Below are 12,507 nucleotides of genomic sequence, written 5' to 3' on the forward strand. Positions count from 1 at the left end.
TTATCACTCCTTTTGTTTGATTAAGAAATGTAACTTTGAATTGCATCCCACACGAAGATCAGTGAAGTGAGAGGAAGCAATATACAAAAGATAAGATTACTTCGAAATATCGCCTTCCACATGGCCGTTCCATTTCGTATATACATAACGAATAAAGTCGTTGATATACTTACCATTGAAAAAAGCAAACATAGGAAATCTTTTTGTCTGTCAATCTGATGTTCAATCGCTTCCACTTTCCATTCATATTCACTCGAAAATGATATGGTTTGAATACTTTTTTCTACCCCAATTAAATTAAATGATTTAATCGTTATTTCATTGTTTGATGCTGAAACGATTTCATACCCATTTGGCGAATAAGAAGTGTTGTAGACGAGAAGATATGATAAACAGACCAAAGTGAGCATAACAAAAAAATATGGTACAAATGATTTTATTTTTTGAGTGAAAGTTTTCTTCACATGAACAACTCTAGATTCTTCCATTTGAAAATTTATTCCTCCCTTTTCCAAAACTCCCCACTTTTCGTATTAAATAAATAGCTTCCTTCTTTTGTGTAAATAATATAATGTCCGATGGATTTTATTATTTCGGTTGTTGGTATCACTTTTTCTCCCGTTGTACTTTCAACTTTAATTACTGCTTCTTTCTATGTATGAGTTGGTAAAGACCAAAAAAAGAGACAATTAGTAGGATTATTCTAATTATGTAAGCAATGATTACTCGTGTCCATTTTATATTTTCAACTGAAAAATAAGTAAAAATAACTCCACTTATCACCAATAAAGACATATTTACTTGCAATGAAAAGCATCCATATAGACAGTAATATGCACACTCCACTTATACTGTACATATATTTCTTTTCCATAGATTCCCTCCTTTTATAATTGTTCTACTTCAAGACTCGAAAGTCCTTCTAATTTTAGGAAATAAAAAAGACCAAACGCATGCAATCGTTCAGCCTTCCATTATTTTTTATGCCCACCAAGCAACCCTGCACGTTTTCTCGCCGTACCTGCTTCCGTATAAGAAACAGCGCGCAATATTGCATTGGACCCGTATTTACTTCGAAGGTAATCCATTGTTTTTCCCAGTTCTCGAACTTTCCAGTTATCTTCTTCAAAGAGGCTTAGTTGCATAGAATACTCGGGTTCTAAATTAGTAATAGAAATCGCAAGCTTGCGAATGGGTCGGTGATCGTAAAAATCATCAAAGATTTGTTCGCATACTTTGTAAATGGTCATCGTGGCATTTGTCGGCTCATCAATCGAACGGGAGCGATTAAAGCCGCCACCAAAAGCATCTTTACTGTAACTCATGGAGAGATGGACCGTTCTTCCGACCATTTCGGCTTCGCGAGCACGTCTCGCCACGTCTTCACACATTTCTAATACGACCGTCATGATTTCTGCTTTAGATCGGTAATCACGAAACAACACTTGCCCTTTGCCATAACTAATTTGCCCTTCTGCTAAAGGAGCACCAAGTTCTGACAAATCGAGACCCCATGCATGATGATATAACTGATTTCCCATAATGCCAAACTTAGCTTCTAGTGTCGCAAGCGGTGTCTTTGCTAATTGCCCCACATTAATAATTCCCATATTATTTAATGTTTTTTCTAAACGAGAACCAATTCCCCACATTTTGGAGAGAGGTGCAATAGGCCACAGTTTTTGTTGCACATCCTCATATGTCCATTTCGCAAAGCCTGTTTTTTTCGCTTCCAAGTCGAGTGCAAGCTTGGCCATTAGCATATTTGGCCCCATTCCAACTGCACATGGTAATTGAAATTGATTATATAGCCCATCTTGTATGTGCTTAATCGTCCCCTCTACTGGTCCCCATAATTTTTCGGTTCCTCCCAAATCAGCGAAGCATTCGTCGACGCTATACACATGAATCGCTTCACTTGGGACAAACTGATTTAAGTAACGTGTGATTTCCATGGAAACACGAACGAAAAACTCCATCTTCGGTTCGATTAAATGAATAGAAGGATGATCAGGAATTTCAAATAGCCGCGTTCCTGTCTTCACTCCAAATTCCTTTTTCATCATAGGAGATGCCGCAAGCACAATACTTCCTTTTTGTTCTAAATTCCCAATTACCGCAATGGGTGTGCTTAGAATATCGAGTCCTGCATCCGCTGCCGCACAGCTGGCAAAAAAACTCCGTATATCAATACATATAATTTGGCGATTCTTTAACCCTTCATACATTTTTCTCTTCTCCTTCTCAAAGGAACGTTTGTTCTAATTATATGCCGAACATTCGTTTTTATTCAAGAAGGTTTTATTGGTAATAAACCGAAATAACTGGAAAAACTGTAAAAGAAGATGGATGCAAATGATTGTTTTCATTAATTTATCCCGCATTAACGGGCAGTAAGACTCCCACTTCAAGATTTAAGAAAAGCAAAAAGATAAGTGGGAGATCAACTGCCCGTAAAAGCCCGATTGGTTCAACTAACAATCAGTGGGGGATGAAGAAAACCCTCACTGATTGAAGTTTCACTTTATAAAGGCTTTAAATCTTTTTTTAGATAGTAATGCTTGTATTCCTTGCCTACATTATCTATACTTCCAAACACTTGATAACCATTCTTTTCGTAAAAACTCAATGCTTGAAAACTTAAAGTATCCACCTTTATGAAATCACATTCTTTTTCTAATGCTAATCTCTCAATTTCTAATAATAGAGTAGTTCCGTACCCGGATTTTCTTATATCTTCATCAATCATTAAAGTATGGATTTCTAACCAATTCCAACATACTTCAGCAAGTATTCCGCCGCGGACCATACCATTTTCGTCTTTAAGGAATAAATTGATTTCTTCGTATTTCCCTCTTAACTCTACCGGAAAATGCTTTAAATTAAATCTATAAAGTTCATCATTAATGTATTGTTTGTCCTTTTCATTTAATTCGTGCGTTATATGAAAGCCCATTATTCATTTCTCCTCATAAATTCTGTATGCAACAATCCATAACACAACATATCTTTGCATTCTCCTGTAACACTATGACATTCAAACTGTCTTAAACAGCCTTCTTCACTGAAATCGAATTTCGTTAACAATTTCCTTGAAGCGATATTTTCTTCGCTTACAAAAGCTTGAAGTCTTACTAAACCTAACTCATTAAATCCTAATGATAATACTTCTTGTATGGCTTCCGACATAATACCGCGGCCCCAGTATTGTTCGGATAATTCATAACCAATTTCAGCTCGTTTACCTACAAATTCACTTAAGAAAATCGTCCCAATTATTTCATCTGTTGCTTTGTCAGCAATAGCAAAACGAATAATCCAACCATCTTCATATCCTTTGTTCCAAATATTGATAACTTCATAACTTCTTTCTAAAGTTTCAGGTCCGTACCAATCGAGATGACGATGTACATTTTCATTTGAATAATAGTTAAATAGCGTAGGAGCATCTTCCAAATTCAATTTTCTTAATGTAATACTTTTAGTTTGTTTGGTCGGAAACGTACCCAATAATTTTGAAATGTTCATTTTTTCTCCTTTATCCCTTATATCGTTTTGATTATCTGTGAGGCTGTTTTTATGTCAGGCATAGCTATTTCTCCAATCGTAAGAGTTGACTAGATTATATATGACTTACATAACTAAAAGAACCTCATACTCATTTCATAAAAGAGAATAAGCCAATGAGGTATAAAACCCCACTGGCTTATGTTAAAAGTTTATTTTTTTCTTTTCTCTTTTAGTATGATTCTTTGAATACTTTTGGATGACAAATAATATTTTTCTCCCAAAGCAGCCACATTTATTCCAGATAAGTAATCCTTATAAATAGCAGAATTTCTAAAATCCAATTCTCTTCTTGTAGCAGTAGCCGATCCCCAACTCTTTTTATTATCTTCTCTGCGCGGGATATAAATATATTCACCATCAACATATTGTTGTATCAGCTCTACCAACTCCGCTGGCAGCAGATTCTTTGCTTTTCTATAGCTCATTTTTGCACTCCTAAATATAGTTATTTATTTTAGGAAGAGCAAAGGCTATTTTTTCTTAATTTCGTTATGCAATAGCCTTTGCTATGCAAAAATAGTATTCTTTCTCATACAATCAAACCTCCTTGTATTTAACTTATTTGTTATAGAACTAATTTAATAGAGTTATTTAACAAAAGATTATTTTTAAATAAGAACAGCTAGCGGTTTACACTACTTTACAGATGGTCGGCAGTAATACCTAAAGTTTTGTATAATCCCTCTTTGCCTCTGTCTGTAATTTTTACTGCTCGGTCAGGAAGCTTTTCGATCCAGCCTAGATCAAAGAAACGTACCATAACGGCTTTTCCTAACGAACCAGCCAGATGGTAGCGTCTTTCGCTCCAATCTAGACATTTTCGAGCAAAATGTCTTCTATTCTTTTGTAAAACATCCGTATCGATTTCAAGATGATTAAAGAATTCTTTCCCCTTATCCGTTACAAGAAAATCATCTTGATCTTCCATTAAATATTCTTTTTCTAAAAAGGCTTCTGTTATAGATACTCCAAGTTTCCCAGCCAGATGGTCATAACAAGTGCGAGCGATTTTAATTTTCTCTGCACGCGAAGAACTCTTTAATGAATGGATGCGTGCAGGAGGGGCAAGAACAGTTAATGTTTCTATCGCTTTGGCAACTTCAGTACTTGCCAGGCGAAAGTAACGATGTCGACCATGTTTTTCTACACGAACAAGATTTCCTTCTACCAGTTTTGTCAGATGACTGCTTGCAGTTTGCAGTGTGATGTTAGCTGTCCTTGCTAACTCAGTAGCTGGAAGTCCATCAAGACCTAGAAGGGCATCCAACATTGCAGCTCTTGATGTATCAGCCATTAGTTTTGCGATATATGAAAAATCAGGTTTGCTTCCCATGGTATTCCTCCATGAACATTTATACTTCGATTATAGTCGAAGTTTTCAACTGATACAATAACAGTAATGAGAGGAAGGAGAGATAAAAATGAATGAGAATGATTTACTAGTCTTGAACTTTGAGGAGATTCGTCGGAGGAGCATTAAATTATGGACATCCATTCCTGCCGAAATATTGGATTGGCGTCCAGACGCAGAAGCAATGTCTTGCAAGGAAATGATAAGACACGTACTGGAAGGTGAGTATCTGTATCACCAAATTTTGATAAAGCATGTAGATGGGACTACCATAGAATCGATTAATCCTTACGAATCAAAAGTCTTTTCCACCATTAACGAAGAATTAGAATTCTCACAACCATATCGAAATAAATTCCTAAAATTCGTTAAGTCATTAAATACTGATGATTTAACAAATATAAAAATAGACCGATCTGACGTCGGATATATTCGAGAACTTGGAGATATGCTACTAAGAATTGCTTATCATGAATCTGTTCACACTGGACAACTTCTTGATTATTTACGAACAGCAGGAGTTCAGAGACCGAATATATGGGACTAATATTTCCTATGAAAAAGAAAGATTAGCGCTAAATACTAGTGCGTACAATTTATAAAGCCTAATTTCTCGTTTAAAAGAATGAGGATTAGGTTTTTATATTTGTAAAAGGAACTTTAACTTAAAATAAAAATCCATATGCAGTTCAGGGGCTGAAGTGTATATGGATTTTATTATCAGGTAATAGTATCTAGGCTTCGCACTTTAATTAAAGTGTAAGATTTCATTATCTCAACGTATTGAATCTATAGATATAGATGATGACTTCCAACTATTGTAGAAAAGGTTACAAAAAATATTATATATTTAAGGAAACCGCTGCTTATTAATAAAGGAAAAGGGGTAAGTTATAGGTAAAGCGAAATTGGAAGCCTTTCACAAGACTTTTGCAACAACTACTATAATGTTTGTACGTAGTTCTCCTGCAGAATTCTCTGATACTGAATATGGGGTGATTACACATGGAAAAAGAGAAGATTGACAGTGAAAAGATTTTAGAATTATTGCGTGAGATGGATAGTACTCTTGGTAAGATGGATAGCAAACTCGATGAAGGTCTGGATGGAATGGACAAAGGGTTTGACAGTATAGATAAAAAGCTAGACGATTTAACCGAAAGAGTTAGCGAAATGACAAAACCCTCTTCCAATAATCTATTATAGTTATTTAAAGCATGTTGGGACACATTGCTAATGAAGACATCTTTAAATAATGGATGTCTTTTTTATTAAGATAATATTTACAAGATATATTAGGTAGTGAGCGGACAGGAGGTTATAGTAACCCAAATTCCCGTACCATATTCCTTGGTATTCGATAGTCTGTCTATTTTCTATCTGGCGGAATGTGCTTCCATTATAAATCCTTTAATAACCGATTAATTGAATTGAAATAACTGTTTAAATCTATACAATTATTCAGGATATCTATTATTTTTTTACAATCAAATCAAAAAAACAATTTATACAAAACATATCCAACTATTAAAACAACGATTAATATTCCTGTACCTTTCCAGCCCATACCGCCTGTTAAATCAGTTAAATTCCCACTACTTCCTCTATTTAATGCATCATTTAGAGAACTAGTCGGGTTATTTTTTAATTCAGTTTGTTTTAATCGTTCTCTTTTTTCTTCAGGTGATTCTTTGTGATTGTTCAAACTAAACACCCTCTCAAAATAGTTTCGGTATAGTTTTTCATACCGATTAGTTGCTTCTTTTCTCATTCAAACGTAAATATTCTAAAATGATTTTTACTCGCTCTTGTACTGTATAATCCCCTTCAATTCTCAATACCGGACAAGTTAGGTCTTCCATCCAACTTTCGTGCAGTGTTTTACTTCTAACTTCGATTCCTGCATGGTCATATAAGGAAGCCCATTCCATAAACTGCTCATATTGTTCTTGTTTACTACCACCAGCTAATATTTCATTACCATATCTTTGAAACTCTCTTTGTTGCAGCCTCTCCAATCTGATATCTTTCGGAATCCATAAAAAAATAACCAAGTCAAAACAAGGTTTAAAGCTGTCACCCCAACCACATAATGCTCCTGACAGTATAGACCTCTCATACTTTAATAAGTCTTCTTTTAATATTTTCTTTCTGTCCTCTATTTCTCTCATATGTGTAAATTTAGTTAGCCAGAAATAATCATCTGTATCGAGATGAGAAAATGGTAATTCATTTGCTAATGCTTTTCCTAGTGTGGTTGTACCTGAACCAGCAGCACCGAAAATATGTATTCTTTTCATTTTTCTCATCTCCATATTAGTTACTTTTTACTTCACACATGTATTATTCAATGTAATTGAATATAAATAAATCAATGATTTTCAGATAAGTTGGTCTTTGTTAATGAGCAGCCATAGTCTAAAGAATTATTTTCCAATTCTTTTAAACATAATAATAATCTACTCTTAATCATCTTCTTATCGCCCATTTGTTGCAGTGTCTTGGAGTCCACTTCATTTTCATTTAATATTTCAAAGTGTTCATAAGCTTCCAATAATGTCCACAAGATATATTCGTCTACGATGCGTTTATACAAATTCTCATTATTGAGAATATAGCCATTTATAAATCCATCTGCAATTCTACTCAATTTCTTCGAATATTGATCATAAGCATGTTTTTGATATCTAGTTGTATTTGAATATGCAGGAAGTAGGAATTTGTAGCAAAAAACAAAATAACCAGCATACTTCAAATCGAAATCTAATTTTGGAAACGGATCAATTAATGAAACCTTGTCTAAATTTAATATGATGTTTTCCGGCGTCACATCTTGATTGACTAGTGCTATTTTTTGTTGCTTTTTTCTTCTATTTTCAATTAAGTTAAATATCATATCTCCAACTTTATCACGATTAAATGTTAAATCACTTGTAGACAAACTGTTTAATATGCTTAAATAGTAATCGTTATCAGCTTGCCAAAAATCGTTAGCTGCTTGTTGGACCTCTCCTTCAAGCTGATTGCCGCTCCATATAATATCCCCAAATCCCTTTATATCGGGATTGATGTCTTGCATAAATTTAAAGGTTTCCCCTAACTTTTTCCCGATTGAAAATGCTTGAGAATGGCTAAGAGTTGGAAGTGTTTTCCCCTCGCCCATATAACTTTCTACGGTAAATACTAGGGATTCGTCGATATAATAGTCAAAGAAAGAAGGACAGATGTTAAAAGAACACTGATTAGCTTGCTTATAATAAACCTTTGAAGATTCATATTCAGTAATTAAGTCGATCTCTTTAAATACTTGAAATTGACCGTAAGCTTTCTTCTTTCTAATTCTAAGAACAAGATCCTCTTCTGTATGACATTTCATTTTATAAACATTGTGCCAAGCACCTTCGCCTATTTTCGAAATATATTCTATTTCTATTTTTCTATCTTTTAACTTTTCAATGGCTTTCTTAAGATCTTCATTAGTCATGATTAATTTTCCTTTCAACCTCACCCATTATAAAAAGGCTTTTAAAATATATTTTTAAATTTCATCAGAGCTTAATAGAGAAAATGAGACGTGTCATTAAATTTTTTTATAATGTTTTGCTGAAAACTATTTTTACTTAAAACGGAAATGCCGCCTACTGATGAAGAAAAAAACGCTTTAGCCAACATTTCTGGTTGAAAGTTCAACCACCAAGCAATAATATATCCCAAAGTTCCACCATGAGTGACAATTAATAGATTTTTATCCTTTTCCGGTTCGTAAATTTTATCCATAGAATTGCATACACGTTTGTAAAATTGCCTCCAAGTCTCTCCATCTTGAAATTCTTGATAATCTAAATCAAACCCTTTACTTGTACGTGGCTTTCGATTAGCTTTTGCCCAGTCCTTTGTTTTACCCGCAGCAATACCCGTATTTATTTCTCTTAGCCCTATATTTTGAGTAACTTCTAAATTTAAACTAGATCCAATGATTTCTGCAGTCTGTAAAGCTCTTAATAAGTCAGACGAATACAAATGGTATACATCGCTATTTACTAATTCCTTGATTTTAATTCCGATTTGTTGAGCTTGTTTTCTCCCTAATGCAGTTAAAGGAGAATCTGTCCACCCACCTGTCATGTTATTAATGTGATGTTCGGATTGGCAATGCTGAACCAATATTATATTACTCATTCTCATGACCCTCCCTATTGGAAATTAGGATTCTATGTATATTTAGTCTTCAATTGACAAACCCTCATCAATTGTTAAGTGTTTTTCCACTTACAAGCTAAATTCTTTCTTTATCATACGTGCTACTTCCGCTGCATCCAATTTTGTATTGTTAATTCGTAAGTAGTTTTTTGTTTTAATTTCTCCTGCTCGTGAATTTAACCTTCTATTTTCTAATGTGCTAAGTAAATGTTGTTCGGATTCTTCGATGTTTCGCTTAGTTGGTTTATGTTCCAGCCGATTAGTTGTTTTATTTCGAATAAGCCTCTCATCTACATCAGCTTCCAATTCAACGAAATATATCTCAACCCCTTGCGAACTAAAAATATTGCATATATTTTCAATCTCGTCCCAATCTTCTTTTTGATCCAAATACCATATTTTCGTGAATATCATTCCATATTGATCACTTTTCGAAAAAGATTGAAAGATTTCTCGACGAAACAAATGGGTTAAACGCCACATTTCCGGGCTATATCCATATAGTGGTTCTAACAAATCAATGGTCATATGATTATGAAAAAGTTTTAGCCCTGTTAAAGCTGATAGTTCTTGGCCGATTGTCATTTTTCCGACCGCTTGTGGCCCAAAAATAAAAACAAATTTCTCCAATACATCTCCTCCAAATGTTTCATGATAATTTTATTAGTTGATAGAACTTTTTTGTAAAGTCCATGTATTAAGTCGAAAGTAATATCTTTATTCGAATCTGGTAATTCATAATATAATTCCTTTTGGAAAAACTAATAGCGAGGTGATATAAATGCTATTGCAAACAATTTTACTAATGGGACTAATTTTTAATATGCCAGTTGGTGCTGATTCAGAATATGTCCCGCCTTTCCCAAAAATAGATAAGTTCTATACAAGTATTCCTATAACAGAAAATTGGGTGAGAGTTCCAAAAAAGACGAAGGAAATAACCATCTATGTTGAAGCTAAAAACACAGAAACAGTTTTGTTTTGGTTAATACCAACAGGTACCGCACAATGGACTGAAAGAAAACTTATTGGCTATGATATTAAGGACGACAGGGATAACAAATTCTCCTTCACCTGGCAAATAGAACGACCTTTACTTGATCATTTAGTAGTGCAAGCAGTAGGAGAAAATGAAATTACAAATGAATCATTGAATATAATCTCAACCCCATAGGTTTTCATTCTATACTTAGAAAGAAGTTCTTCTATTCCTTCGCTTTTTTCAAAATAAAAATATCCTTAATAAAAACCGCTATAATAGCGGATAGAAAAATAGTACTTAATAGATTTACAACTCTCACAAATCCATGCGGACTATAAATGATTTGAATACACTGGATTATAATAATTACACTAAAAATGCTACACATGATTATTATATTTCTAGGGTATTTTCATTTCGCTTATTCATTAATCTCTCTCTGCTTTCACAATGAAAAAATGCGGGTTTTTCATTAACTTTTCATATTTGTCTGGTTCCTTCAATTGAAATTCTTTCGTCGGTTGAGGCTCTATTATTTTCTCCAAAGAAAAATATCCCAGAGTTTCGTTTAGTATTTCTTGTAGCGGGCGACGATAAAATGGAACATCGATTAATTTTCCTTGTCTTTTCCATTGATCAACAATGTATTCAGTTGAAAAGTAGTCGCCATTGTCGGATAATTTTAGATCCATAAATGGATGATGGACGGAATATAACAAGGTCCCGTTCGGTTTTAATATTCTACGGAACTCACTAAAAGGCTTGCTCCAATCTTTTATGTAATGTAGCACTAAAGAACTTAAGATGAAATCAAATGATTCATCTTCAAAAGGTAAGTCCTTCTCTAAATCGCAGCATAAAACTTCCGCCTTTTCTCCGAGCCGTCTTTTTGTCGCCTTTACCATTTCAGGACTAATATCGGTTGCAGTGACACTTGCGCCTAAGCTAACTAGTTGAGATGTATACCAACCAGCTGCACATCCAGCATCCAAAACACGCTTATCTTTTAAAACCTTGGGAAGTAATTTCATCATTGCTGGTCGTTCATATTCAGTGTTAAACAGACTTTTTGTATCCACATTATGTTCATAATCATTGGCAAGTTGGTCATAAGCTTCTATTACTTTATAGTTCACGATTTCACCTCAAAAAAATTAATATGCTCGATCTGATCTGCTGTTGCAAAAGTATTTTTGTACTACTACTCCAAGCAAGATAGAGTTGAAGCTTTTCATTGTAAACTTTGATGACCGATTACAATGCCGCTACCTGATTTTTAAAAAAAGTTCTTATTCTTTTTTCCTTTTATCATATAAATTAATCCTAATAAAAAACAGAATCCGTAAATAATTATGGAAATGAAGATGAAAATTTGAATACCTATAGAACTCCCTCTTTTCACTTAATTTACAAGTAGACATGTTGTATAAATCATTTTAAATAGCATTTCTCCCTTATTTATTATAACAAAATTATCCAATGAAAACTTCAAATAAACAAATTATTCTGATACCTATTTTAATGTAAATAAAAAGGGCATTACGGAATGTAATACCCAAAGTAAATTATATAAAAGAATCGTCTTTAAACCTCTCCAATATATACGATTGTTTCATTCGGAACAAGAAGCATGCCGCCAACTGCATACTGATCAAACAAATTGTTTAGTTCTGTTAGATAGAGATCATATTGGGCATCGTTCTCTTTTAAAGAATAGGACGCAGACAGATTTCTTTCGATAAACTTGGATTTATCGAATGGTAAATTATTTGGAAAACGATGTACGGTAAAGTTGCTAAAGAATTTTTGAATGCTTTCGTCCATATATCCGATGCCTCCGCTGAAGCCTTTGAAATCTGGACAAAATCTCTGGAAAATTTGTTCATTCTCTTTTACTAACGGGCTTTCCATTATACGGGAGTTCCATATCAACATAACCTTTCCCTTATCTTTAATAATGCGCTGACATTCCAATTTGAACTTCTCTGTATTAAACCAGTGGAATGCTTGTGCAACGGTGATAAAATCTATACTTTTGTTAGACAGAGTTGTATTTTCCGCTGTTCCATTCACGGAATGAAACGCCGGAACCTGCGCCAATTTCTTCTCTGATTCTCTACGCATATCTTCATTTGGTTCCACTCCATACACATGGCATCCGAGATCAAGTAAAACGTTCGAAAAAATTCCTGTGCCAGAGCCGATATCGGCAACAAAAGAACCTCTTCCTACCCCACTATCGGACAAAAAGCCAACCAACTCATTTGCGTAACCAGGTCTTGCTTTTGCATAAACAGCAGCTTTTCCATCAAATTTCTGTGTGTTGTCCATTCTAAGTCCCCTCTCATATTTTTGTATAAACTTACACTAAGATTGTACATTTACAATAACCATCTTTAAAACC

16 protein-coding genes are annotated in these 12,507 nt (G+C 34.1%); 3 read left to right on the plus strand and 13 right to left on the minus strand.

Annotated elements, in window-relative coordinates; translation table 11 throughout:
* Positions 1–20: 20 nt before the first annotated feature.
* The 6 genes from ACIQ38_RS19410 to ACIQ38_RS19435 form a co-directional block, all read right to left on the minus strand.
* Entirely contained in the window at positions 21–488 is a 468-nt protein-coding gene (locus tag ACIQ38_RS19410; protein ID WP_402827028.1) for a hypothetical protein, read from the minus strand.
* A 486-nt stretch (positions 489–974) separates the two neighbouring features.
* Positions 975–2,228, minus strand: a complete 1,254-nt coding sequence (locus ACIQ38_RS19415; RefSeq protein WP_402827031.1) for a Y-family DNA polymerase — start codon at positions 2,226–2,228, stop codon at positions 975–977.
* A 296-nt stretch (positions 2,229–2,524) separates the two neighbouring features.
* Entirely contained in the window at positions 2,525–2,956 is a 432-nt protein-coding gene (locus ACIQ38_RS19420) for a GNAT family N-acetyltransferase (RefSeq protein WP_402827034.1), read from the minus strand.
* Positions 2,956–3,528 carry a GNAT family N-acetyltransferase gene (locus ACIQ38_RS19425; protein WP_402827037.1) on the minus strand — a complete coding sequence of 191 codons (573 nt, stop codon included), beginning with the start codon at positions 3,526–3,528 and terminating at the stop codon, positions 2,956–2,958. The genes ACIQ38_RS19420 and ACIQ38_RS19425 overlap by 1 nt, the downstream gene beginning before the upstream one ends.
* Before the next feature lie 191 nt (positions 3,529–3,719).
* Positions 3,720–3,995 (minus strand): CD3324 family protein, encoded by a 276-nt coding sequence (locus ACIQ38_RS19430; protein ID WP_402827040.1) that lies wholly within the window; start codon positions 3,993–3,995, stop codon positions 3,720–3,722.
* A gap of 215 nt (positions 3,996–4,210) precedes the next feature.
* The gene (locus ACIQ38_RS19435; protein ID WP_402827043.1) at positions 4,211–4,903 is read right to left on the minus strand and encodes an ArsR/SmtB family transcription factor; all 693 of its coding nucleotides are present in this window, start codon (positions 4,901–4,903) and stop codon (positions 4,211–4,213) included.
* Positions 4,904–4,991: 88 nt separating this feature from the next.
* On the opposite strand from ACIQ38_RS19435, the gene ACIQ38_RS19440 reads away from it, so the two are divergent.
* Complete coding sequence (locus ACIQ38_RS19440; RefSeq protein WP_402827046.1) at positions 4,992–5,468, plus strand: DinB family protein; 477 nt, start codon at positions 4,992–4,994, stop codon at positions 5,466–5,468.
* A gap of 458 nt (positions 5,469–5,926) precedes the next feature.
* Complete coding sequence (locus ACIQ38_RS19445; protein ID WP_402827049.1) at positions 5,927–6,127, plus strand: hypothetical protein; 201 nt, start codon at positions 5,927–5,929, stop codon at positions 6,125–6,127.
* A gap of 286 nt (positions 6,128–6,413) precedes the next feature.
* On the opposite strand, the gene ACIQ38_RS19450 is transcribed toward ACIQ38_RS19445, so the two are convergent.
* The 5 genes from ACIQ38_RS19450 to ACIQ38_RS19470 form a co-directional block, all read right to left on the minus strand.
* Positions 6,414–6,626, minus strand: coding sequence for a DUF6366 family protein (locus tag ACIQ38_RS19450; RefSeq protein ID WP_402827052.1), 213 nt, complete (start codon positions 6,624–6,626; stop codon positions 6,414–6,416).
* Between the two features lie 46 nt (positions 6,627–6,672).
* Positions 6,673–7,221 (minus strand): ATP-binding protein, encoded by a 549-nt coding sequence (locus tag ACIQ38_RS19455; RefSeq protein ID WP_402827055.1) that lies wholly within the window; start codon positions 7,219–7,221, stop codon positions 6,673–6,675.
* Positions 7,222–7,292: 71 nt separating this feature from the next.
* Complete coding sequence (locus ACIQ38_RS19460; protein WP_402827058.1) at positions 7,293–8,405, minus strand: hypothetical protein; 1,113 nt, start codon at positions 8,403–8,405, stop codon at positions 7,293–7,295.
* Positions 8,406–8,476: 71 nt separating this feature from the next.
* Complete coding sequence (locus ACIQ38_RS19465; protein WP_402827061.1) at positions 8,477–9,100, minus strand: histidine phosphatase family protein; 624 nt, start codon at positions 9,098–9,100, stop codon at positions 8,477–8,479.
* A 90-nt stretch (positions 9,101–9,190) separates the two neighbouring features.
* A complete protein-coding gene (locus tag ACIQ38_RS19470; RefSeq protein ID WP_402827569.1) occupies positions 9,191–9,706 on the minus strand; it encodes a shikimate kinase in 516 nt (171 codons plus the stop codon).
* Positions 9,707–9,902: 196 nt separating this feature from the next.
* Here ACIQ38_RS19470 and ACIQ38_RS19475 point away from each other — a divergent pair, with 196 nt between their 5' ends.
* Positions 9,903–10,295, plus strand: coding sequence for a hypothetical protein (locus tag ACIQ38_RS19475; protein WP_402827064.1), 393 nt, complete (start codon positions 9,903–9,905; stop codon positions 10,293–10,295).
* A gap of 236 nt (positions 10,296–10,531) precedes the next feature.
* On the opposite strand, the gene ACIQ38_RS19480 is transcribed toward ACIQ38_RS19475, so the two are convergent.
* Both ACIQ38_RS19480 and ACIQ38_RS19485 read right to left on the minus strand, forming a co-directional pair.
* Positions 10,532–11,239, minus strand: a complete 708-nt coding sequence (locus tag ACIQ38_RS19480; protein WP_402827067.1) for a class I SAM-dependent methyltransferase — start codon at positions 11,237–11,239, stop codon at positions 10,532–10,534.
* Between the two features lie 448 nt (positions 11,240–11,687).
* Positions 11,688–12,434: a class I SAM-dependent methyltransferase gene (locus ACIQ38_RS19485; protein ID WP_402827071.1), complete on the minus strand. Its 747-nt coding sequence runs from the start codon at positions 12,432–12,434 to the stop codon at positions 11,688–11,690.
* Positions 12,435–12,507 lie beyond the last annotated feature (73 nt).

The organism is Psychrobacillus sp. NPDC096389 (assembly GCF_044762855.1).
Lineage (GTDB): Bacteria > Bacillota > Bacilli > Bacillales_A > Planococcaceae > Psychrobacillus.